Origin of the sequence: Micromonospora sp. CA-248089 (genome assembly GCF_050948515.1) — a bacterium.
GTDB lineage: Bacteria > Actinomycetota > Actinomycetes > Mycobacteriales > Micromonosporaceae > Micromonospora.
The window spans coordinates 2225991-2249004 of record NZ_CP192016.1; the positions used below are offsets into that span (position 1 = coordinate 2225991).

At 73.5% G+C, this 23014-nt stretch carries 18 protein-coding genes; 8 read left to right on the forward strand and 10 right to left on the reverse strand.

The annotated features are described in order from the left end of the window. Positions 1–56 precede the first annotated feature (56 nt). From ACQP26_RS10655 to ACQP26_RS10670, 4 genes are all read left to right on the forward strand, one after another. Positions 57–1622 carry a glycosyltransferase family 4 protein gene (locus ACQP26_RS10655; protein WP_281578426.1) on the forward strand — a complete coding sequence of 522 codons (1566 nt, stop codon included), beginning with the start codon at positions 57–59 and terminating at the stop codon, positions 1620–1622. Further along, entirely contained in the window at positions 1619–3187 is a 1569-nt protein-coding gene (locus tag ACQP26_RS10660) for a glycosyltransferase family 2 protein (RefSeq protein WP_433495608.1), read from the forward strand. The genes ACQP26_RS10655 and ACQP26_RS10660 overlap by 4 nt, the downstream gene beginning before the upstream one ends. 3 nt (positions 3188–3190) lie before the next feature. Next, positions 3191–4474 carry a nucleotide sugar dehydrogenase gene (locus ACQP26_RS10665; RefSeq protein WP_269700733.1) on the forward strand — a complete coding sequence of 428 codons (1284 nt, stop codon included), beginning with the start codon at positions 3191–3193 and terminating at the stop codon, positions 4472–4474. Positions 4475–4666: 192 nt separating this feature from the next. Beyond that, positions 4667–6415: a CDP-glycerol glycerophosphotransferase family protein gene (locus tag ACQP26_RS10670; protein WP_433495609.1), complete on the forward strand. Its 1749-nt coding sequence runs from the start codon at positions 4667–4669 to the stop codon at positions 6413–6415. A 51-nt stretch (positions 6416–6466) separates the two neighbouring features. Here ACQP26_RS10670 and ACQP26_RS10675 read toward each other — a convergent pair whose 3' ends face one another. Continuing rightward, the gene (locus ACQP26_RS10675) at positions 6467–7009 is read right to left on the reverse strand and encodes an acyltransferase (protein WP_269700730.1); all 543 of its coding nucleotides are present in this window, start codon (positions 7007–7009) and stop codon (positions 6467–6469) included. 65 nt (positions 7010–7074) lie between these two features. After that, positions 7075–7413 carry a DUF952 domain-containing protein gene (locus ACQP26_RS10680; protein WP_269700728.1) on the reverse strand — a complete coding sequence of 113 codons (339 nt, stop codon included), beginning with the start codon at positions 7411–7413 and terminating at the stop codon, positions 7075–7077. Positions 7414–7497: 84 nt separating this feature from the next. Here ACQP26_RS10680 and ACQP26_RS10685 point away from each other — a divergent pair, with 84 nt between their 5' ends. Together ACQP26_RS10685 and ACQP26_RS10690 are read left to right on the forward strand one after the other, a co-directional pair. After that, positions 7498–8154: a response regulator transcription factor gene (locus tag ACQP26_RS10685; protein WP_433495610.1), complete on the forward strand. Its 657-nt coding sequence runs from the start codon at positions 7498–7500 to the stop codon at positions 8152–8154. 10 nt (positions 8155–8164) lie between these two features. Then, entirely contained in the window at positions 8165–9553 is a 1389-nt protein-coding gene (locus ACQP26_RS10690) for a sensor histidine kinase (RefSeq protein ID WP_433495611.1), read from the forward strand. A 3-nt stretch (positions 9554–9556) separates the two neighbouring features. Here ACQP26_RS10690 and ACQP26_RS10695 read toward each other — a convergent pair whose 3' ends face one another. The 4 genes from ACQP26_RS10695 to ACQP26_RS10710 form a co-directional block, all read right to left on the reverse strand. Beyond that, positions 9557–10498: a TAXI family TRAP transporter solute-binding subunit gene (locus tag ACQP26_RS10695; RefSeq protein ID WP_269700725.1), complete on the reverse strand. Its 942-nt coding sequence runs from the start codon at positions 10496–10498 to the stop codon at positions 9557–9559. Between the two features lie 80 nt (positions 10499–10578). Next, a complete protein-coding gene (locus ACQP26_RS10700; RefSeq protein ID WP_269700723.1) occupies positions 10579–11226 on the reverse strand; it encodes a hypothetical protein in 648 nt (215 codons plus the stop codon). A gap of 107 nt (positions 11227–11333) precedes the next feature. Then, entirely contained in the window at positions 11334–12137 is an 804-nt protein-coding gene (gene yaaA / locus ACQP26_RS10705) for a peroxide stress protein YaaA (protein WP_433496123.1), read from the reverse strand. A 16-nt stretch (positions 12138–12153) separates the two neighbouring features. Beyond that, entirely contained in the window at positions 12154–13758 is a 1605-nt protein-coding gene (locus ACQP26_RS10710; protein ID WP_433495612.1) for a hypothetical protein, read from the reverse strand. A gap of 118 nt (positions 13759–13876) precedes the next feature. Between ACQP26_RS10710 and ACQP26_RS10715 the strand changes: the two genes are divergently transcribed. After that, positions 13877–14917 carry an App1 family protein gene (locus tag ACQP26_RS10715; RefSeq protein ID WP_269700719.1) on the forward strand — a complete coding sequence of 347 codons (1041 nt, stop codon included), beginning with the start codon at positions 13877–13879 and terminating at the stop codon, positions 14915–14917. A 240-nt stretch (positions 14918–15157) separates the two neighbouring features. Here ACQP26_RS10715 and glgB read toward each other — a convergent pair whose 3' ends face one another. The 4 genes from glgB to glgA all read right to left on the reverse strand — a co-directional run bounded on the left by glgB (position 15158) and on the right by glgA (position 21657). Next, positions 15158–17260 carry a 1,4-alpha-glucan branching protein GlgB gene (gene glgB, locus ACQP26_RS10720; protein ID WP_433495613.1) on the reverse strand — a complete coding sequence of 701 codons (2103 nt, stop codon included), beginning with the start codon at positions 17258–17260 and terminating at the stop codon, positions 15158–15160. Beyond that, positions 17248–19344: a maltotransferase domain-containing protein gene (locus tag ACQP26_RS10725; RefSeq protein ID WP_433495614.1), complete on the reverse strand. Its 2097-nt coding sequence runs from the start codon at positions 19342–19344 to the stop codon at positions 17248–17250. The genes glgB and ACQP26_RS10725 overlap by 13 nt, the downstream gene beginning before the upstream one ends. A 299-nt stretch (positions 19345–19643) precedes the next feature. Continuing rightward, positions 19644–20372: a class I SAM-dependent methyltransferase gene (locus ACQP26_RS10730; protein ID WP_433495615.1), complete on the reverse strand. Its 729-nt coding sequence runs from the start codon at positions 20370–20372 to the stop codon at positions 19644–19646. 91 nt (positions 20373–20463) lie between these two features. Further along, entirely contained in the window at positions 20464–21657 is a 1194-nt protein-coding gene (gene glgA, locus ACQP26_RS10735; RefSeq protein WP_269700712.1) for a glycogen synthase, read from the reverse strand. Between the two features lie 94 nt (positions 21658–21751). Here glgA and glgC point away from each other — a divergent pair, with 94 nt between their 5' ends. Next, positions 21752–22984 carry a glucose-1-phosphate adenylyltransferase gene (gene glgC, locus ACQP26_RS10740; protein WP_269700711.1) on the forward strand — a complete coding sequence of 411 codons (1233 nt, stop codon included), beginning with the start codon at positions 21752–21754 and terminating at the stop codon, positions 22982–22984. The last annotated feature ends 30 nt before the right edge of the window (positions 22985–23014 follow it).

Genomic DNA, 23014 nt, shown 5'->3' on the forward strand with positions numbered 1-23014 from the left:
CAGGAATGGGATCTGACGGCACGACCGCAGCGACGGGCACCCGGGGACGGGTCGTCATGCTGGTGGACAACGGGGTCATCGGTGACTCCCGGGTGCAGAAGGCGGCCCGTTCCGCCGCCGACGCCGGCTGGGACGTGGTGCTGCTCGGGCGGGCGCCGGTCGGCAGCCCGCAGACCTGGCGCCTCGGCGCCGCCGAGGTACGCCTCGTGCCGATGCCCGAACCGCTGGCCCGCCGTCGGCACGAGTTCCGCCGGGCCTGGCTGCGGCACCCGCTCGCCTACCCGCCCAGCGGCATCGCGGCGCACCGTACCCAGGCGGTCAAGGCCTGGCGCGCGGACCTGGCGGTCCGCCGGGCGGCGCTCACCGTCGCGGCCCGGGAGTCCGGCGCGGGCCGGCCGGGCGGGCTGCCCTGGGCCGCGCTGCGCGCCGAGGAGAAGCTGTCCGGCCTCACCCGCAAGTGGGTCGGGTTCCGCAACCGTCAGCTCACCCGGGCCCGCAAGGGCCGCAAGCTGGACGGCCCCTGGGACCGCGCGTACACGCTGTTCTGGCGCCGGCTGCGCGGCGACGGCGCGTGGCGGCGCCTGGAACCGGGCCTGTGGGACTACGAACTGGCCTACGGCCCGGTGGTCGACGAGCTGGCGCCGGACCTGATCCACGCCAACGACTTCCGGATGCTCGGCGTCGGCGCCCGCGCGAAGGTCCGGGCCGCCGCGAAGGGGCGCCGGATCGCCCTGCTGTGGGACGCCCACGAATACCTGCCCGGCGTGCAGCCGTGGCGCGACAACGCCCGCTGGCTACCAGGCAACGTGGCGCACGAGCGGGAGTACGTGCCGTACGCCGACGCCACCATGACCGTCTCCGGTGGCCTGGCCGACCTGCTGCGCACCGAGCACGGGCTGACCGACCGGCCGGCGGTCGTCCTGAACGCACCGGCCGTGGACGAGCTGCCGGCCGACCCGGCCGAGCCGGTGCCGGACATTCGCGCCCGCTGCGGACTCGGGCCGGACGAGCCACTGCTGGTCTACAGCGGGGTGGCCGCCGCCAAGCGCGGCCTCGGGGTGATGGTCGAGGCGCTGCCCCGGCTGCCCGGGGCGCACGTCGCGTTCGTGGTCAACAAGCCCGACTCGGCGTACGTCCGGGGCCTGGTCACCCGGGCCGGCGAACTGGGCGTGGCGGACCGGCTGCACGTGCTGCCGTACGTGCCGCACCACCAGGTGGTCCGGTTCCTCAGCGGCGCGCAGGTCGGCGTCATCCCGATCCAGCACTGGCCGAACCACGAGATCGCGCTGATCACCAAGTTCTTCGAGTATTCACACGCCCGCCTGCCGCTCGTCGTCTCCGACGTGCGCACCATGGCCGAGACTGTCCGGGAGACCGGTCAGGGCGAGGTGTTCCGCGCCGAGGACGTGACCGACTTCGTCCGCGCGGTCACCGCGGTGCTCGCCGACCCGCAGCGGTACCGCGCCGCGTACGACCGGCCGGGCCTGCTGGCCGGATGGACCTGGGAGGCACAGGCCCGGGTGCTCGACGAGGTCTACTCCCGGCTGCTGCCCGGTGCGCCGCCCCGGCCGGCGCCGGCACTCGCCCCGGTGGAGCCGGCACAGGTGGAGGTGGGGGCATGAGCGGGCCGGACGTGACAGTGGTGGTCGCGGTCTACAACACCATGCCGTACCTGACCGCCTGCCTGGACTCGCTGGTCGGGCAGACCATCGGCCTGGACCGGCTGGAGGTCGTCGCCGTCGACGACGGCTCCACCGACGGCAGCGGCGCCGAACTGGACCGCTACGCCAAGCGGTACCCCGACACGTTCCGGGTGCTGCACCAGGCCAACTCCGGCGGCCCGGCGGCGCCGAGCAACGTGGCGCTCGACCACGCCCGCGGCCGGTACGTCTTCTTCATCGGCTCGGACGACCACCTCGGCCCGGAGGCGCTGGAGCGCCTGGTCGACGCCGCCGACCGGTGGGACTCCGACGTGGTGCTGGGCCGGATGGTCGGCACCAACAAGCGCTACGTGCACCAGGCCGTCTACGCCACCACCCAGGAGCGGCTCGACCTGTTCGACAGCGACCTGCCCTGGTCGTTGTCGAACACCAAGCTGTTCCGCCGGGACCTGATCGAGCGGTACGGCCTGCGGTACCGCACCGACATGCCGATGGGCAGCGACCAGCCGTTCACGCTGGAGGCGTGCTTCCGGGCGAAGAAGGTGTCGGTCCTCGGCGACTACGAGTACTACTACGCGGTCAAGCGGGACAACGCCCAGAACATCACGTACGCGAGCCGGTTCGAGGAGCGGCTGCGCTGCGCCGAGGAACTCGTCGGTTTCGTCGCCGGGCTGATCGAGCCCGGCCCGCGGCGGGACGCGGTGCTGGTGCGCCACTTCACCTGGGAGGTGGCGAAGCTGCTCCGCACGGAGTTCCTCGCCCTCTCCCCGGACGTGCAGCGGCACGTCCACGACCGGATCCGCAAGCTCGCCGAGGCGTACCTGACCGAGGGGGTCACCGCCCGGATGGCGCCCGAGGAGCGGGTGCGGCTTGCGGTGGCGCGCGACGGTGACCTCGACGCGCTGCGCACGCTCGTCGGCCAGCAGTCCGACCGGTCGCTGTCCGATGTCGTCATCGAGGGCGACCGCTGGTACGCCGACCAGGTCGGCTTCCGCGACCCGGCGTTCGGCTACCCGGACGACTGGTACGACGTGACCGAGCGTGCCGCCGCGATACTGGCCAAGCTGACCGCGACCGAGCTGGCCTGGGGACGCGACGCCGCCGGGGCACGGGCCCTGGTGGTCACCGCGCGCAGCCGCTGGGCCGAGCTGGCCGAGCTGAACGCGGAGGCGCTGCGCGTCAGCGTGGGCGACCTGACGGGTGCCACGTCGATCGAGGCGTCCGGCCCCGGTACCGTCGTACGGACGGACTTCGCGGTGGACCGGTTGCTGGCGGTCGTCGCGGGGACGGACGAGCGTCGTATCGTACGCGCCGAGGTCTCCGCCCTGGGCGGGACGGGCTCGTCGCCGATGCGCACCGACCGCCCGGTCTCCGCACCCCGGCTGGTGGCCCGGCGCGGTGTCCGATGGCACCTCGTCACGCCCACCACGAACCACAAGGGCCAGGTGATCGTCGCGATCACGCCGGTGACCCCCGGTCGGTTCCTTGCCCGCCTGCGCCGAATCTGGCCCTCTGGAGGAAAGTAGTTCATGAACATCTGCGTCGTCGCGCTCGGCAAGATCGGTCTGCCGCTGGCCGTGCAGTTCGCGTCCAAGGGGCACCGGGTGATCGGCGCCGACGTCTCCGAGCGGGTCGTCCAGCTGGTGAACGACGGTGCCGTGCCCTTCCCGGGCGAGGCCGACCTGGACGTCAAGCTCAAGGAGACGGTGGCCGCCGGCCTGCTGTCGGCCACCACCGACACCGCCGCCGCGGTCGCCGAGTCGGAGGCGGTCGTCGTGGTCGTGCCGCTGTTCGTGGACGCCGAGGGCGTGCCGGACTTCGGCTGGATGGACGACGCCACCCGGGCCATCGCCCGCGGGCTGAAGCCGGGCACGCTGGTCAGCTACGAGACCACGCTGCCGGTCGGCACCACCCGTACCCGGTGGGCGTCGATGCTCGCCGAGGGTTCCGGCCTGACCGCCGGCACCGACTTCCACCTGGTGTTCAGCCCGGAGCGGGTGCTCACCGGCCGGGTCTTCGCCGACCTGCGCCGCTACCCGAAGCTGGTCGGCGGCATCGACGAGGCGTCGGCCGCGCACGGCGTGCGGTTCTACGAGGCGGTGCTCGACTTCGACGAGCGGCCCGACCTGGACCGCCCCAACGGCGTGTGGGACCTCGGCTCGGCCGAGGCCTCCGAGCTGGCCAAGCTCGCCGAGACGACCTACCGGGACGTGAACATCGGCCTGGCGAACCAGTTCGCCCGCTTCGCCGACACCGTCGGCGTGGACGTCACCAAGGTCATCGAGGCGTGCAACACGCAGCCGTACAGCCACATCCACTCGCCCGGTATCGCGGTCGGCGGCCACTGCATCCCGATCTACCCGCGGATGTATCTGTGGAACGACCCGGCCGCCACCGTGGTCCGCTCGGCCCGCGAGGCCAACGCGGCCATGCCGGAGTACGCGGTGGACCTGCTCGCCGCCGCGTACGGCGACCTGACCGGTGTGGGTGTGCTGGTGCTGGGCGCCGCCTACCGGGGTGGCGTCAAGGAGACCGCGTTCTCCGGCGTCTTCCCGACCGTGGACGCGCTGCGCCGCCGGGGCGCCGTGCCGTACGTCTCGGACCCGATGTACACGAACGAGGAACTGGTCGCGCACGGCCTGCCCGGCTACGACGGCGAGCCGGTCGGCGCCGCGGTGATCCAGGCCGACCACGCGGAGTACCGCACCCTCGCCCCGGCCGACCTGCCGGGCGTGACGGTGCTGGTCGACGGCCGCCGGGTCACCGACCCGGCGCGCTGGACCGGCGTGCGCCGGGTGGTCATCGGGGGCTGATCCCCACCGGCTTCGCGGGCCCCGGCCGTCTCGAACGGCCGGGGCCTGTCGCATGCCGTCGCCGGGATGACGCCGTCCGCAGTTCACCTGCCGGACACCCCGGCAATACTTGTGTCATGTGGCCCGTTTAGGGTCGCAGCCGTCGGAGATCGACTCGGACCGACATCGGCGGGACAGACAGGGAGCGTGTCGTTGTTCAGCAGAGTACGCAGCCAGCAGGGTCTCGCCGCGGTCGGCGCGACGCTCCTCGGCTACGCGGTCATGGTCCTCGCCGGAGTCCTCGGCCTGGTGGTCCCGTACGCGGTGGCCGCCGTGGTCGCCGTCGCCGGTGAGCTGGCCCTGGCCGGGCGGCACACCGGAACCGCCACGCTGCTCGACAAGGCCGGTCTCGGCGAGACGTTCCGGCGGCTGGTGCGGGACCTGTCGGTGGTGCTGCTGGTGATCGCCGCGGTGCGCCCCGGCGTGGCGGGCACCGTCGCCGTCCTGCTGCTGCCCGCCGCACTGTGGACGCTGGCCGTCGCCACAGGCGCGGTGACCAAGGTGATCGACGGCCGGGTCGACCCCCCGGCGTACACCCGCAACATCGACCTCGGCGCGCTGCGGCGGGTCCCGGTGCCGCCGGCCTGGGCGCGGCAGCTGGCCGGGCTGCGCATGCCGCTGCTGAACGTGCTGCTGGTGCCGGCCGCGGTGGTGGCCGCCGCGCTCGACCGGGTCGCCCCGGTGGTGGTCACCGGCCTGGTCACGCTCGCCGCCGGCCTGGTCACCGCCGCGGTGCTGGCGCTCACCGCGCTGCGCGGCCGGGGCAAGGCACCGGGTGTGCTGCCCGCCGTGCACGACTGGATGGCCCGGGAACGGCCCGAGGTGGCGCTCTACTTCGCCGGCCCGGCCAAGGACGTCTACCAGGCCAACATGTGGCTCGCCCCGGTGGAGGCGACCGGCCGCCGGGCGGTCGTGCTGCTGCGCGCCGCGGACGCGTTCGGGCAGCTCGCCGACACCCGGCTGCCGGTGATCTGCGTGCCGGCCGGTGTGGACTTCATGAACCTGGACCTGAGTTCGCTGCGCGTGGCGCTGTACGCCGCGAACGTCGGCGCCAACATCCACCTGCTGCGGGAGCCGGGCGTCAAGCACGTCTTCGTGGGTCACGGCGACAGCGACAAGCAGGCGAGCGTCAACCCGTACAGCAAGGTGTACGACGAGGTCTGGGTGGCCGGGCCGGCCGGGCGGGAACGGTACGCCCGCGCCGACGTCGGCGTGCTGGACCGCGACATCGTGGAGATCGGCCGGCCGCAGCTGGCCGGGGTGCACACGTTCGGTTCCGGGGCCGCCGACCACCGCTTCACCGTGCTGTACGCGCCCACCTGGGAGGGTTGGCTCGACGACGACCCGTACCACACGTCGCTGGTGCTGATGGGGGAGCGGATCGTGTCCGGTCTGCTCGCCGCCGGGGACGTGCGGGTGATCTACAAGCCGCACCCGCTGACCGGGACGCGCTCGCCCAAGGCCCGCGCCGTGCACGAGCGGATCGTGTCCCGGATCAAGGCTGCCGGCGGCGAGACCGATCCGTCCTCACTGGACGGTGCTGCGCACCTGGTCGTCACCGGCCGCACCCCGGGGCTGTTCGACTGCTTCAACGTCACCGACCTGCTGGTCAGCGACGTGTCCAGCGTGGTCTCCGACTTCGTGCAGAGCGAGCGCCCGTACGTGGTGGCCAACCCGGCCGGCCTGCCCGAGGACGAGTTCCGGCGGCAGTTCCCGACCGCGCGGGCGGCGTACCTGCTCTCGGCGGACTGCGGCGAGCTGGCGAAGATCCTCGACGTGTCCCGGGCCGCCGACGATCCGATGGCCGGAGCGCGGCGGGAGCTGAAGGAGTACCTGCTCGGCCCGGCCGGGTCGAATCCGATGGACCGGTTCCGGGACGAGATCGGCCGGCTCTGCGGCTGAGGCGTACCGACGTGAGGGCGACGACCGGCGCGGTCGTCGCCCTCGTCGCGTTCAGCCCTGCTGCGGCGGGTTGTCGACGTCGCGGGAGATGACCTCGCCCTTGGCGTCGACCCAGCCCTTCGGGCGGGCCGGGTTGCCGGCCACGAGCTGGTACGGCTTGACGTCGCGGGTCACCACCGAGCCGGCCGCGATCATCGCGTACTCGCCGACCTCGATGCCGCACACGAGCGTGGCGTTGGCGCCGATCGACGCGCCCCGGCGGACCAGCGTCGGGGTGATCGTCCAGTCCGGATTCTGGGCGCGCGGCCGGAAGTCGTTCGTGAACACCGCGCACGGGCCCACGAACACCTCGTCCTCGATGGTCACGCCCTGGTAGACCGAGACGTTGTTCTGGATCTTCACCAGGTCGCCGACGGTGACGCCCGCGTCGACGTAGACGTTGCGGCCGATCACGCAGCCGGCGCCGACCTGGGCGCTGGACCGGATGTGCGCCAGGTGCCAGACCTTGGTGCCGTCCCCGACCTGGGCGCCGTCCTCCACGTCGGCCGTCGGGTGGACGAAGACGGAGGCGGACCGGTCGTTGCTGTCAGTCATCTCAACTCGCATCATGCCAGGGCGCGTCGCGCCGTCGGGCGGGCTCGACGCAGCATAACGAGCGCTCACCCGAGCAGTTCGGCCACCGCGTCGGCGGCGGGCCGGTCGGCCGGCAGCGGGTGCGCGGCGAGGACCGCGTCCACCGGCAGCGCCGCGTACAGGTGCGGGAACAGGGCGCCACCGCGGGACTCCTCCCAGCGCAGCGCGTCACCGAGCCGGGCCTCGTCGACAGCGAGCACCGTCAGGCCGGTGACCCCGGCGAAGAAGCGCCGGGCGGTCTCCACCACCTGGTCGGCGGCGGAGAGGTGGACGTAGCCGTCCTGGCGGTCCATCGCGGTGCCGGCGAACCGCCCGTCCGCCCGCGCCTGCGCCCACTCGTCGTCGGAGAGAATCTTGTAGATCACGGCAGCAGCCTAGAGCGGCCTCGCGTCCCGGCGGCGCGTCTGCCACCATTCGCAGGGCAACACGTCGAGTGAGGGAGGCAACGGGTGCGGATCCTCCTGGTCGAGGACGACCGCCGGGTCGCCGCGGCGTTGTCGTCCGCGCTGACGAGGCGCGGCTACCAGGTGGAACACGCCGCGACGGTGGCCGCCGCGCTCTCCGCCGCCCCCTGCGACCTGGTGCTGCTCGACCTGGGGCTGCCCGACGGCGACGGCACCGACCTGTGCCGCGAGCTGCGGCGGCGCAGCAGCCGGCTCGGCATCATCGCGGTGACCGCGCGCGGCGAGGAACGCGACCGGGTGCTGGGGCTGCGGCTGGGCGCCGACGACTACGTGGTGAAGCCGTTCTCGATGGTGGAGTTGCAGGCGCGGATCGAGGCGGTGCTGCGCCGGGCCGCGCACACCGCGCCGCAGCGCAGCCTGATCGAGGCCGGCACGGTCCGCATCGACGTGGGCGGCCGGACGGTGACGGTGGCCGGCCGGGACGTCTCGCTCACCCGCAAGGAGTTCGACATCCTGTTGTCCCTGGCCCGCCAGCCGGGGGTGGCGGTGCCGCGCGAGCGGATCCTGCTCGACGTCTGGGGCACCACCTGGGCCGACCGGCACACCGTGGAGGTGCACGTCGGGTCGCTGCGCGGCAAGCTCGGCGACCCGACGATCGTGGAGACCGTACGCGGGGTCGGCTACCGGCTCCGCGACGCGTGAGGAGGGGTCCGTGCGCCGCCGGCTGGTGATCAGCTACCTGCTGCTGATGGTGCTGGTCCTGATCGCCCTGGAGACCCCGCTGGCGGCCACGCTGGCAACCCGGGAGACCGACCGGGTACGCGCCGACCGCCTCGCCGACGCCACCCGCTTCGCCTCGCTGGCCGGGCCGGCGTTGCGGGGCGGCGGTCCCGGGCCGCTGGACGGGGAACTGGCCGCCTACGACGCGCTCTACGGCATCGGCGCGGCGGTGGTGGACCGGGAACGCCGTACCGTGGTGGCCTCGTCCGGGTGGGAGCCGGACGCGGGCACCGGCCCGGCGCTCGACACCGCGCTGTCCGGGCAGCAGTTCAGCGGCCCGGAGTCGGTCTGGCCCTGGGTCAGCGGCCCGGTGGTGACGGCGGTGCCGATCAACGACGGCGGCGAGGTGCTCGGCGCCGTCGTCACGACCAGCCCGGCCGACGGGGTCCGCCGCACCGTCACCGTGTGGTGGCTGCTGCTCGCCGGCATCGGCCTGCTGGCGGTGCTGGCCTGCGTCTCGACCGCGTTCGGGCTGGCCGGCTGGGTGCTGCGCCCGGTCACCGAGCTGGACGCGGTGACCCACGAGATCGCCGAGGGCCGCCGCACCGCGCGGGTCCGCGCCCGGCTCGGTCCGCCCGAGCTGCGCCGGCTGGCGACCAGCTTCAACGACATGGCCGACGCGGTGTCCGACGTGATGGACCGGCAACGCGCCTTCGTCGCGCACGCCAGCCACCAGCTCCGCAACCCGCTGACCGCGCTGCGGCTGCGGGTGGAGGAACTGGGCCCGAGCCTGACCGACCCGGACGGGCGCGCCGAGCACCGGCTGGCGCTGGAGGAGACCGACCGGCTCGCCACCGTGCTCGACGCGCTGCTCACCCTGGCCCGCGCCGAGCGGGAGGAGAACCAGCGGGTGACCGTGGACGCCACCGCCACCGCCGCCTCCCGGGTGTCGGCCTGGTTGCCGCTGGCCCGGCACCGCGGCGTCACGCTCCGCCTCGACGCCGGGGACGCGCCGGTGTACGCCTGGACCGTGCCGACCGCCATCGACCAGGCGCTGGACGCCCTGATCGACAACGCGGTGAAGTTCAGCGGAACCGGGGGAGAGGTGACGGTGACCGTACGCGCCGACGGCGGCGGGACGGTGCTGACCGTCAGCGACACCGGTCCGGGCATGACGGCGAGTCAGCTCGACCAGGCCACCGAGCGGTTCTGGCGGGCACCGGACGCGCAGAACGTGGACGGCGCCGGTCTGGGGCTGACCATCGCGGCGGTGCTCGTGGACGCCTCCGACGGCCGGCTCACCATGCGCCAGGGCGATCCCCGCGGCCTGGTCGCCGAGCTGTGGTTCCCGGCGCCCGCCGACGTGCCGGTGCGGTGCTGATCCTCAGGGCTTCGCGGCGCGGTACCACTGGGCCGCGCCCGGATGCAGCGGCAGCGGGGTGGTGACGATCGCCGACCGGGGACTCATCCGTCCCGCCGCCGGGTGTGCGGCGGCCAGTTCCTGCCGGCGGTCCATCAGCAGCCGCGTCACCTCCCGCACCAGCGCGGCGGGCAGGTCGGCGCGGACGATCAGATAGTTCGGGTTCGCCACGGTGCTGACCGGGTCGGCCCGGTACACCGAACGCGGCACGTCCCGGGTCACGTAGACCTGCCCGTACGCCCGGCGCAGCGGCTCGGTCCAGTCGCCCAGGTCCACGATCCGCAGCGAGGTCCGCTGGGCCAGCTCGGCGACGCCGCGTACGGGTAGCCCGCCGGAGAAGAAGAACGCGTCGATCCGCCCCTCCCGCAGGGCCGCCACCGAGTCGTCCAGCCCCAGGTGCTCCTGGCGGACCCGGTTCCCGCCGAGCTGGGCCACCTCCAGCAGACGGCTGGCGGTGATCTCGGTACCGGAGCCGTCGGCGCCCACCGACACCCGCCGGCCGCGCAGGTCGCCGAGCGTGCGGATCGGCCCGCCGGCGCGGGTGACCAGGTGCAGCAGGTCGTCGTAGACCCGGGCTACGGCGAGCACCGACGGGTGCTCGGGCTCGCGCGGCGGCAGCACGTCGGCCTGGGTGAAGCCCAGCTCCGCCTCCCTGGCGCCGACCAGCCGGACGTTCTGCGCCGACGCGGCGGTGACCACCACCTCGGCCCGTACGCCGGGCACCTCCCGGTTGAGCAGGGACGCCAGCGACTGGCCGAAGGCGTGGTAGACGGCGGTCGGGCTGCCGGTGGCGATGCGGATCCGGGTCGGCTCGGACGGCTCGTCCCGGCATGCGGCCAGCCCGGCGACGAGCAGCAGCACCAGCACGAGCGGGGCGGCGGCGCGCACAGGCCAGTGTCGGCTCACGGGCTGCACTCTGCGCCGTGCACCCGTCGCGGCGCAAGCCCGCACGGTGCGGGCACCGCCGAGCGCCCGCACCGGGCCGGTCAGCTCGCCGGGGCCAGCTCCGCGCTCTCGGTGATCCGTTCCCGGTGCTCGCCGTTGGGCACGACCACCAGGAAACAGCCCGAACCGGGCCGCAGCGCCGCCGGCACGTCCAGCAGCGCCGCGCCGCGTACCAGCACCGCCGCCAGGTCCCGGTCGGCGAGCCGGATGCCGAGGCAGTGCCGGCGTACGTGCCGCCCGCCCGCCAGCAGCGCGGCCCGCCAGGCCGCCGCCGCCAGCCGGGGACGCCACAGCCGGCGCGCCGTCGAGGCGCCGGGGAACGGCCCGCCGAGCAGTTCCCGGCGACCCTGCCGCCAGCCCGCGGTCAGCAGATTCGCGTACGCCGCCCGGTGCGGCGGCGGCACCGACAGCCGGTGCAGCTCGTAGCGGCGGCGCAGGCCACCGGTGGTCAGTTCGTGTTCCACAGGTACGTCGAGGCGTCCCAGCAGCTGTCGCATCCGCTGCGCCGCGTCCTCGCGGTTGAACTCGGCGATTCCACCCCGGTGCGGTCCGGAGTCGAGCCGGCGGACGTCGGCGGCCGGCGGCGGCGTGCAGCGCACCATGCAGGCGATCTCGAAGGCGTCGGTGAGAGTCAGCCAGTCCAGCGGCGGCGGCGACGGTCGCGGGCGGTCGAGCAGCGTGGTGAGCATGGCGCGCTCCTCGGTCAGAGTCGGGGTACCTCTACCGTCGCTGCCGAGCGCCGGACCGGGAACCGCTGCGCCCGAGCCTTGAGGAAAATTTGCGGGAAGCGCGCGCCTCAGAGTTCGGTGACCACCAGGTCGACCTGCCGGGGCCGGCCGGTCGCCCGGGGCGCCTCCTCGACCGTGTACTTCAGCTCCCGCAGCGCCCCCACCAGCGCGTCGGCGGTGCGCGGCCGGGCGTCGGCGAGCAGCAGGTCCCGCACCAAGCGGCCCTTCGTCGCCTTGTTGAAGTGGCTCACCACCGACCGGGTCGGCGTGCCGTCCACGGTCCGCTCGTGGAGCACCCGTACGGTCACCGTGCGTTCGGCGAGCGCGCCGCGCGGCGTCCAGGTGGCCGCGTACGCCCCGGAGCGCAGGTCCAGCACCGGGCCGCGTCCGGCGGCGGGCTCCAGCACCGGGCCGAGCGCCTCCCGCCAGTACGCCGACAGCGCCCCGAGGCCCGGTAGCCGCGCCCCGATCGGGCAGCGGTACGGCGGGATCCGGTCGGCGAGGCGTACCGCGCCCCACAGGCCGGAGCTGATCAGCACCTGGCGGCGGGCCGCCCGCTGCGCGTCGGGCGGCAGCGTGTCCAGACCGAGCGCCTCGTAGAGCACCCCGGTGTAGAGCCGCCCGGCCGGTGCGGTCGCCGCCTCCCGCAGCCGGGCGTTGCGCCGCAGTTCGCCGCGCTGCCCCTCGGTCAGGCCCAGCGCGGTCCGGGCCGCCGTCTCGTCCGGCCCGGCGCACAGGTCGACGAGTGCGGTCAGGACCGCCTCCCGGGCCGGGTTCAGCGCGGTCAGGGACAGCCGGGACAGGTCCAGCCGGCGGCCGGTGCCGGCCTCGGCCTTCCCCTCCGACGGGGGCAGCAGGATGAGCACCGGCACAGCGTACGGGCCGGGCTCAGCGCCACGGCCGCACGGCACGGTCGGGGTGGTACACGCGACTGCCGCCCACCTCGGCCACCACCGCCGCGTCGGCACGCTCGCCCAGGAGCCGCCGCAGGGTGCGTTCGGCGGGGGAGCCGGCGGCCAGCACGTACCCGGGCCGGTCCGCGCGCGCCACCCGCCGCCAGTACGCCGGATAGCGGTTCTGCCCCGGCGTCAGCCGTTCGTCGAGCACACCGCAGGCCACCGCCTCGCCGGTGTTGAAGATCATCCGGTTGCAGGTCCAGTAGTCCCCGTACACCTCGTGCAGACCCGCCGCCCGCACCGCGTCGGCCAGGCGGCGGGCGGCGCGTTCCTCGTCCCGTACGCCCGGCACGCCGGCCAGGAACGCCACGGTGCCGGCCAGCGTGGCGGCGGTCAGCGCGGCCAGCACCACCGCCGCCGTGGCGCCGCCGAGCCGGGCCGCCCACCCGGCGGTGGCCCGCAGCGCGTGCGCGGCGGCCAGCCAGAGCGGCCACAGCACGGCCGGCAGCGAGATCTGGAGCACCGACAGGTAGCGGGCGTTGCCGAGCGGGTCGGTCGCGGCGAGCGGGCTGCGCACGTACGCCAGAAGGGTCAGCGCCGCGCCCACGACCAGGGCGAGGATCGCCACGGCCCGGACCCGCGCGGCGTGGTCGGCGGCCCGGCGGTAGGCGACCAGCCCGAGCGCGGCGGCGGCCACCAGCAGCACCGGGTAGAGCACGCCGAACCACTGCGCCCAGCGCGCGCAGCCGTCCATCGGGCACATGCCGGAGGCCAGCGGCACGCCCTCCAGCAGCCCGCCGCGCAGCCGCTCGGCGAGCGACGGCGCGACCCCCTCCTTGGTGCTGATCTCGCGGAACACCGACAGCGAGTCCTGTCCGGGCGGGGCGACGAGGTTGTCCTTGACCACCGGGGCGATCCCGGCCAGGAAGCCCACGACCAGCAGCACGCCCGGCCAGCCGATCAGGTCCCGGGGCACCGCCACCGCGAGCACCACGGCCGCCACCAGCAGGTACGGCGCGATCAGCCAGTCCGACCAGAGGGCCAGCCCGGCGAGCAGCCCGAACGCGCCGGTGGCCAGCCAGTGGTGCCGGATCCGCCGGTCGCCGAGGGCGACCGCGATCAGCAGCATCGCCAGCACCGCCGGCTTCACCTCCGGGCGACCGCCGACCACTGTGAGCTGGTCGCGGACCACCCGCTCCGAGCCGAGCGCGAGCAGGCCCACCACGGCGACGGCGAGCCAGGGGGAGAACAGGCGGCGGGTCAGCCGGTACGCCAGCCACAGGAAGACCGCGAACAGTGCGAGCAGCGGCAGCCGCAGCACCGGCCAGCTCGGCCCGGCCCAGCCGACCAGCGGCGCGGCCAGGTACGACTCCAGCACGCCCATGTAGCGCTGGCCGTAGAGGAAGACCGGCCGCTCGTCACCGGCGGCGATGTGCAGCGCCGCCAGGCCGAACGTGGCCTCGTCGCTGTTCGACGCGGGCACCGTGAGCAGTGTCAGCACCAGCCGGTAGCCGACCCCCGCGGCACCGAGCAGCAGCGCCACCAGCGCCGCCGCGTCCGGACGCGGCCGTACCCGGTCCCGCTTCGTCGTCGACACGACCAACGCCCCCGTCGTCGTCCCGACCGAAGTCTGTCACGGCGGCGCCCGGCCTTTGGGCGGATCGGCGTGGATCACTCGCGTGGCCCGGCCGGGCCGGTTGTGGCACTGTTGCCGTGTGCCACCCACACCACCGGACCAGCTGGCCGTACCGCAACTGCACCGCGCCGCGCGCTTCGAGGACGCCGTGCACGGCCTGGTGGAGCGCCGGTTGCGGCGCACCGGGTGGCAGCCGAACATCATCGCGTACGCGGGCTACGGCGCCCCGGGCTGGGCGCGCGTGCTCTGCCGGGTGCTGCTCGGGCGTCCGGACACGCGGCGGCGGGGCCGGCTGGACAAGGTGCGGGGCTGGCGCAGCTTCGCCACACTGCCCGCCAAGCACGTGAAGGTGACCATCGAGGCCGACGGCGTGCGCCAGGAGGTGACCGCCGACCGCAGCGGCTTCGTCGACACCGTGATCGAGGCCGACTTCACCCCGGGCTGGGGCTGCGTACGCCTCAGCGTCGCCGACGCCGAGCCGGTGGAGGCGCTGGTCCGCGTCCTCGACCCGGCCGTCCGGTTCGGCATCATCTCCGACATCGACGACACCGTCATGGTGACCGCGCTGCCCCGGCCGCTGCTCGCCGCGTGGAACACGTTCGTGCTGGACGAGCACGCCCGTACGGCGGTGCCCGGCATGGCGGTGCTGTACGAGCGGCTGGCCACCGCCCACCCGGGCGCGCCGGTCTTCTACCTGTCCACCGGCGCCTGGAACGTCGCGCCGACGCTCACCCGGTTCCTGTCCCGGCACCTCTACCCGGCCGGGCCGCTGCTGCTCACCGACTGGGGGCCGACCGCCGACAGGTGGTTCCGCAGCGGCCGGGAACACAAGCGGGCCACGCTGGCCCGGCTGTCCCGGGAGTTCCCCGAGGTGCGGTGGCTGCTCATCGGCGACGACGGGCAGCACGACCCGGAGATCTACCGGGAGTTCGCCGCCGCGCACCCGGACCACGTCGCAGGGGTGGCGATCCGGCAGCTGTCCCCGACCCAGTCGGTGCTGGCCGGCAGCCTGCCCGCACCGGCCGGGCGGTCGTCCTCGGGCCCGGTGGGCCAGAAGTGGCTCAGCGCCCCCGACGGCGCCGGCCTCTGGAAGCTCCTGCGCGAAGCCGACCTGGTCTGACTCCTGCGGTCGGCCCGCGCCGACGGGCGGTCCCTCAACACGTTGCGTAGTCCCGCCCCAGGAAACTACTCCCCGCGACGGGTATGACTCAGAGGCATAAATATGCCTCTGAGTCATAACGCTCAAACCGAGAACCTTCCGCCGGCCCGGGCAGCACCGGCGAGGGTGATCTGCCGGCCGGGAGCAGGGTGCGGTGTGGGGCGGTCGCCGATCGGGCCGGCCGACCATCGGGCGACGCCGTCAGGCCGGGCGGAGCCAGAGGACGCCAAGCGGGGGGACGCGCAGGGCGACCGACGCGGGCAGGCCGTGCCACGGGACGTTCTCCGCGTGCACCTCGCCCAGGTTGCCCACGCCGGAACCGCCGTAGTGGTGGGCGTCGGTGTTCAGCGCCTCGGCCCACGTACCTGCGGCCGGCAGACCGATCCGGTAGTCCTCCAGCGGCAACGCGGAGAAATTCGCCACGCACACCAGCGTCTGTCCGTCCGGGGCGATCCGGATGAACGACACCGCGTTGTTGGCGACGTCGTCCCCGGCGATCCAGCGGAAACCGGCCGGGTCGGTGTCCTGCGCCCAGAGCGCCGGGCTGGCCCGGTAGACGCGGTTCAGGTCGGCGACCAGCCGCTGCACACCGGCGCGGGCCGGGTCGTGGGTGAGGTACCAGTCGAGGCCGCGTTCCTCGCTCCACTCCCTGTCGTCGGCCAGCTCGCAGCCCATGAACAGCAGTTGCTTGCCCGGGTGCGCCCACATGTACGCCAGCAGTGCCCGTACCGTCGCCAGCCGCTGCCAGGTGTCGCCGGGCATCTTGCCCGCCAGTGACCCCTTGCCGTGCACCACCTCGTCGTGGCTGATCGGCAGCACGTAGTTCTCGCTCCACGCGTACGCCAGCGAGAACGTGAGCTGATGGTGGTGGTGCTGCCGGTAGATCGGGTCCTTGGAGGTGTAGAGCAGGGTGTCGTGCATCCAGCCCATGTTCCACTTGAACCCGAACCCGAGCCCGCCCTCGGAGGTCGGCCTGGTGACGCCGGGCCACGCCGTGGACTCCTCGGCGATCATCAGCACGCCCGGGTGGTGCCGGTAGACGGTGGCGTTGACCTCCTGGAGGAACGCGATCGCCTCCAGGTTCTCCCGGCCGCCGTGCACGTTCGGTGCCCACTGCCCGTCGGAGCGCGAGTAGTCCAGGTAGAGCATCGACGCCACCGCGTCCACCCGCAGCCCGTCGATGTGGAACTCGTCGAGCCAGTACAGCGCGTTGGCGACGAGGAAGTTGCGCACCTCGTTGCGGCCGAAGTCGAAGACGTACGTGCCCCAGTCGGGGTGCTCGCCGCGACGCGGGTCGGGGTGCTCGTACAGCGGGGTGCCGTCGAAGCGCGCGAGCGCCCACTCGTCCTTGGGGAAGTGCGCCGGTACCCAGTCCAGGAGCACGCCGATGCCGGCCGCGTGCAGCCGGTCCACCAGGTATCGGAAGTCGTCCGGGTCGCCGAACCGGGCGGTCGGCGCGTAGTAGCCGGTGACCTGGTAGCCCCACGAGCCGCCGAACGGGTGCTCCATCACCGGCAGGAACTCCACGTGGGTGAAGCCCATCTCCAGCACGTACGCGGTGAGCTGCTCGGCCAGTTCCCGGTAGCCGAGGCCGGGCCGCCAGGAGCCCAGGTGCACCTCGTACACGCTCATCGGCTCCTGGTGCGGCGCCTGCCGGGACCGGCGCGCGAGCCAGTCCGCGTCGCCCCACTCGTACCGTGACTCGTGCACCACCGACGCGGTGGCCGGCGGCACCTCGGTGCGCGCGGCCATCGGGTCGGCCTTGTCCCGCCACCGGCCGTCGGCGCCCAGGATGCGGTACTTGTAGCGGCTGCCCACCGGTAGGCCCGGCACGAAGATCTCCCACACGCCGCTGGAGCCGAGCGACCGCATCGGCCATCCGTCGTCGGGCGCCCAGCCGGTCACGTCGCCGACGAGCCGCACCGCGCGCGCGTTGGGCGCCCAGACGGTGAACGCGACGCCCTCGTCGAACACGCGGGCGCCGAGCGCCGCCCAGAGCCGCTCGTGGCGGCCCTCGCCGATCAGGTGCAGGTCGAGGTCGCCGAGCGTGGGCGGATAACGGTACGGGTCGTCGTGCGTCGTGCCGTCCACCTCGACCCGGTAGTCGAGCACCTCGCCGGGGAGCACCGCCTCGAAGACACCGGCGTCGTGCACCCGCTTCATCGGGTGCGCCTCGCCGTCGACCAGCACCGTCACCTCGCCGGCGCCCCGGCGCAGCGTCCGGATCGTGGTGCTCCCGCCGGCCGGGTGCGCGCCGAGCACGGCGTGCGGGTCGTGTACCTCGCCGGTGATCAGCTGGTCCATCGGGCGTCGTCCTTGTCGGCCGGTGCGGTCGGGGCGGTGCCGCCGGAGAGGTCGGCGGGTACGTCTTCCACTGTCAGGTCGGGCGCGGCCGGGTGCTCCGGTTCGGCGGGAGCCGGTGCGGCCGGGCGGCGCACGGTCAGCACGTGCGCCGGTTGCAGGTACGGGTCGAGGCGTACCGCGTTGCGCTGTCCCCAGTCGTACTCGGCGCCGGTCAGCTCGTCGCGCACGGTGAACCGCTCGTGCCAGTCCAGCCCGAGCGCCGGCATGTCGAGTGTGGTGTTGCCCCACTGCACCTCGCGGGAGTCGAACGAGCAGACCACGATCACCGTGTTGCCGGTCTCCGGGTCGTGCTTCGACCAGCACAGCAGCGCCGGGTTGTCGATGTCGTGGAACCGCAGGTTGCGCAGCTGGTGCAGGGCGGGGTTGTCCCGGCGTACCCGGTTCAGCGTGGTGATGAACGGCGCCAGCGACCGGCCCTGCGCCAGCGCCGCGTCCCAGTCCCGGGGCCGCAGCTCGTACTTCTCGTTGTCCAGGTACTCCTCGGCGCCCGGCCGGGCCACGTGCTCGAACAGCTCGAACCCGGCGTACATGCCCCAGGAGGGGGACAGCAGCGCGGCCAGCACCGCCCGGATCTTGAACATCGGCGGGCCGCCGTGCTGCAACGACGAGTGCAGGATGTCCGGCGTGTTGGGCCAGAAGTTCGGCCGCATCCAGTCGACCGAGGCGACCAGCTCCTCGCAGTACTCCCGCATCTCAACCGCCGTCGTGCGCCAGGTGAAATAGGTGTACGACTGGGTGAAGCCGATCTTGCCGAGCCCGTGCATGATCGCCGGCCGGGTGAACGCCTCGGCCAGGAACAGCACGTCCGGGTCGACCTTCTTGACCTCGGCGATCAGCCAGTGCCAGAAGTCGAACGGCTTGGTGTGCGGGTTGTCCACCCGGAAGATCCGGACGCCCTCGCCGACCCAGTGCAGCACCACCCGCAGCACCTCGGCCCGGATGCCCTCCGGGTCGTTGTCGAAGTTCAGCGGGTAGATGTCCTGGTATTTCTTCGGCGGGTTCTCCGCGTACGCGATGCTGCCGTCGGCCCGGGTGGTGAACCACTCCGGGTGCTCGGTGACCCACGGGTGGTCCGGCGCGCACTGCAACGCCAGGTCCATCGCCACCTCCAGCCCCTGCTCGGCGGCGGCCGCGACGAAGTCGCGGAAGTCCTCCGGCGTACCCAGGTCGGGGTGGATGGCGTCGTGGCCGCCCTCGGCCGCGCCGATCGCCCACGGCGAGCCCACGTCGTCCGGCCCGGCGGTGAGCGCGTTGTTGCGGCCCTTGCGGTTGACCCGGCCGATCGGGTGGATCGGCGGCAGGTAGAGCACGTCGAAACCCATCGCCGCGACACCCGGCAGCCGCTGGATCGCGGTGGCGAACGTGCCGGAACGGGCCGGCGCGTCGACGGTCGCCGGGACCGCGCCCTCCGAGCGGGGGAAGAACTCGTACCAGGCGGAGAAGAGCGCCCGGGGCCGGTCCACCCACAGCGTGCGCTCCTCGCCGGTGGTGACCAGCTCCCGGACCGGGTGCTCCCAGAGCAGGTCGGCCAGATCCAGCGCCGCGCTCACCCGCCGCGGCAGGTCCAGGTCGTCGTCGGCCAGGGCCCGCACGGCTTCGCGTACGCGATCCCGGTCGGCCTTCGGCACCAGGTCGAGCGCGGCGATGAGCACGCGTACGCCCTCGGCCAGGTCGTTCGCCAGCTCGGCCGCGCCCTGGCCGGCGGCGAGCTTCTTGGTGACCGCGTTCTGCCAGGTGAGGTACGGGTCTCCGAACGCCTCAACGGCGAAGCGCCACAGGCCCACCGCGTCCGGGCGGATGGTGGCGTGCCAGCGGTCCTGGCCGGGCTCGCCCGGGCGCATCCGGGTGAACGGGCGGGCCACGCCGTCCGGGCCGAGCCAGACCACGTTGCACCCGAGCGCGTCGTGGCCCTCGCGATAGGCCCGTGCCGACACCGGCACGACCTCGCCGACCACCGCCTTGGCCGGGTAGCGACCGCAGGAGACGACGGGGGAGACGTCTTCGATCGGGAACCGTCCAGTCACCCGCTCAACCTACTGCGCGAGATCCTCTCGCGCTCGGCGACTTCACCTCAGCCCTCAACCCGCTCACGAGGGCGTCGAGTCCGTGCCGGTGAGGCACCCGTGCCGTTCCACCGAACGAGCGTGGGCTGCGGTGAGTGGAACGCTATGGGTGTCAAATGGGCGCTGAGGCACCCATGGCGTTCCACCGAACGGGTGGCGGACTTCCGGCGGCCGGCCCCGGTGCCACGAACGGCCTCTGTCCGCGCCTCGGGCACAGGGTCGGCGGGCTCCGGGCGCTCTGGCCCGTCCGACAGCGACATTCAGGTCGACCGCTGGGCGACGAAGACGAACTCCCGGCCGGGGCGGTCGGGCGCGTCCCGCACGTCGAGCACCCGGTAGCCGGCGGCCGCCAGGCTCGCCTCGACCTCGTCCCGGTCGCGGAACCGCAGCGTCGAGTCCGACGTGAGGACGGCGCCGTCGGCCGGGAACCGGTACGTGAACCGGAAGGACACGAACGGCAGTTCCACAGCGGTGACCTCGAGACGTCGTTCCACCGGCCCGACGCCCGGCACGTCCCGAGTCACCGGCGCGCTGTCCGCCGCCCACTCCTCCCACGCCCGGCGCTCGGGACGCCGCGCCTCGAACACGAGATGCCCGCCGGGCCGCAGCGCCGCGTGGACGCCCCGCAGGGTGCGCGCCCAGTCGTCGTCGGTGCAGAACACCTGCGCCACGTTACCGGTCATCACGGCCAGGTCGGCGCGCAGCGGTGGCAGCGTCGTGGCGTCGCCGTGCACCCAGCGCACGCGGCCTTCGCGGTCCTTCGACCGGGCGACGGCGAGGGACGCCTCGGCCGGGTCGACCCCCACGACGGTACGGCCGTGCGGGGCGAGCAGCAGGGCCAGGTTCCCGGTGCCGCAGCCGAGGTCGAGCACCACGCGCGCGTCCAGCTCGTCGGCGATCGCGAGGTACGCGTCCAGGCCGTCCCGGTCGCCGTCGAACGCGTCGTAGACGGGCGCGAGCCGAGGATGGGCGAAGATCGCATCCGGCATCCGGGGACTGTATCCCCCGCCGACCGCGACCGGGCGTGCTGTCAAGAAGGGGGCCCTTCCTCTACCGCAGGCGTTAAGAAGGGGCCCTTCCTTACACCCCCACCGAGCGGTAGACCTCAAGCGTCTGGCGGGCGATCGCGTCCCAGGAGAAGTGCTCGACCGCCCGCCGCCGCCCTGCCGCGCCGAACGCCGCGATCCGCTCCGGGTCGGCCAGCAGCTCGTTGATGCGCGCGGCCAGGTCGGCCACGAAGCGCTCCGGGTCCAGCGGCGTGCCGGAGCCGTCGCCGGCCTGCTCGATCGGCACCAGCAGCCCGGTCTCGCCGTCGGCGACCACCTCCGGGATGCCGCCGGTGGCGGTCGCCACCACGGCGGTTTCGCAGGCCATCGCCTCCAGGTTGACGATGCCCATCGGCTCGTAGACGGACGGGCAGGCGAAGACGGTGGCGTGGGTGAGCACCTGGATCACCTCGTGCTTGGGCAGCATCGCCGCCACCCAGATCACCCCCGAGCGCTTCGCCCGCAGCTCCGCCACGAGGCCCTCCACCTCGGCGGCGATCTCCGGGGTGTCCGGCGCGCCGGCGAGCAGCACCAGCTGGGTGTCGGCGGGCAGCTCGCGGGCCGCCCGCAGCAGGTACGGCAGGCCCTTCTGCCGGGTGATCCGCCCGACGTAGACGACGCTGGGCCTCCCCGGGTCGATGCCGAGCCGGTCGAGCACGTCGGTGGCCGGGTCCGGGGCGTACTGCGCGGTGTCGATGCCGTTGTAGACCACGCGGACCCGGTCGGGGTTCACCGCCGGGTACGCGGTGAGCACGTCGCGGCGCATGCCCGCGCTGACCGCGATGATCGCGTCGGCCGCCTCGAACGCGGTCCGCTCGCACCAGGAGGAGAGCGCGTACCCGCCGCCGAGCTGCTCGGCCTTCCACGGGCGCAGCGGCTCCAGGCTGTGCGCGGTCACCACGTGCGGCACCCCGTGCAGCAGCTTCGCGGTGTGCCCGGCCAGGTTGGCGTACCAGGTGTGGCTGTGCACCACGTCGGTGCCGGCCGTACCGGCGGCCATCTCCAGGTCGACGCCCATGACGCGCAGCGCGGCGTTGGCGCCGGCCAGCGCGGCCGGTTCGGCGTACGCGGTCACGCCCTTCTCGTCGCGGGGCGCGCCGAAGCAGTGCACCCGGACGTCGGCGAGCCGGCGCAGTTCGCGGGCGAGGTATTCCACGTGCACCCCGGCGCCGCCGTAGACCTCCGGCGGGTACTCGCGGGTGAGCAGGTCGACGCGCATCGGTGCCATGCCCGCACCCTAGTGCAGAGCCGGGTGTCCCACGCGGTGCGCAAGTGTGGGCGTCCGAGTGGTGAAGTCGGGTCCAGGTCGTTAGCGTCTGAGCATGGCTGCCAAGGTGCTCGCGATCGTCCTGGCCGGCGGGGAGGGCAAGCGCCTGATGCCCCTGACGACCGACCGGGCGAAGCCCGCCGTCCCCTTCGGCGGGATGTACCGCATGGTCGACTTCGTCCTGTCCAACCTGGCGAACGCCGGCTTCCTCAAGATCGTGGTGCTGACCCAGTACAAGTCGCACTCGCTGGACCGCCACATCACCAAGACCTGGCGGATGTCGACGCTGCTCGGCAACTACGTCACGCCGGTGCCCGCGCAGCAGCGCCGCGGCCCGTGGTGGTTCGCCGGCTCGGCCGACGCGATCTACCAGAGCTTCAACCTGATCAACGACGAGCAGCCCGACTACGTGATCGTCTTCGGCGCCGACCACATCTACCGGATGGACCCCCGGCAGATGGTCGACGACCACATCGCCTCCGGGGCCGGGGTGACGGTCGCGGGCATCCGGCAGCCGTTGTCGACGGCCGACCAGTTCGGCGTGATCGAGGTCGGCGAGGACGGCAAGCGCATCCGCGCGTTCCGGGAGAAGCCCACCGACGCGGTCGGGCTGCCCGACGCGCCGGACCAGATCTACGCCTCGATGGGCAACTACGTGTTCACCACCCGGGCGCTGTGCGAGGCGGTCGAGCGCGACGCGGCGGACAAGACGAGCAAGCACGACATGGGCGGCAGCATCATCCCGATGCTCGTCGAGCGCGGCGAGGCCAACGTCTACGACTTCAAGGACAACGAGGTGCCGGGCAGCACCGACCGCGACCGCGGCTACTGGCGGGACGTGGGGACGCTCGACTCGTTCTACGACGCGCACATGGATCTGATCAACGTGCACCCGGTGTTCAACCTCTACAACTTCGAGTGGCCGATCTACACCGAGCAGCCGCCGTACCCGCCGGCCAAGTTCGTGCACGCCTGGGGCGAGCGCGTGGGCCGCGCGGTCAGCTCGATGGTCTCGCCCGGCTCGGTGATCTCCGGCTCGCTGGTGGAGAACTCGATCGTGGCGCCGAAGGTGAAGGTGCACTCCTGGGCGCACGTCGACGGCGCCGTGCTGATGGAGGGTGTCCAGATCGGCCGCCACGCGGTCGTCCGGCGCGCGATCCTGGACAAGAACGTCCACGTCCCGGAGGGCGCCGAGATCGGCGTCGACCTGGAGAAGGACCGCCAGCGCTACACCGTGTCCGACAACGGCATCGTCGTCATCGGCAAGGGTCAGCGCGTCGAGCCCTGAGCAGTCCCACCGTTTCCCGAGGAGGATCCC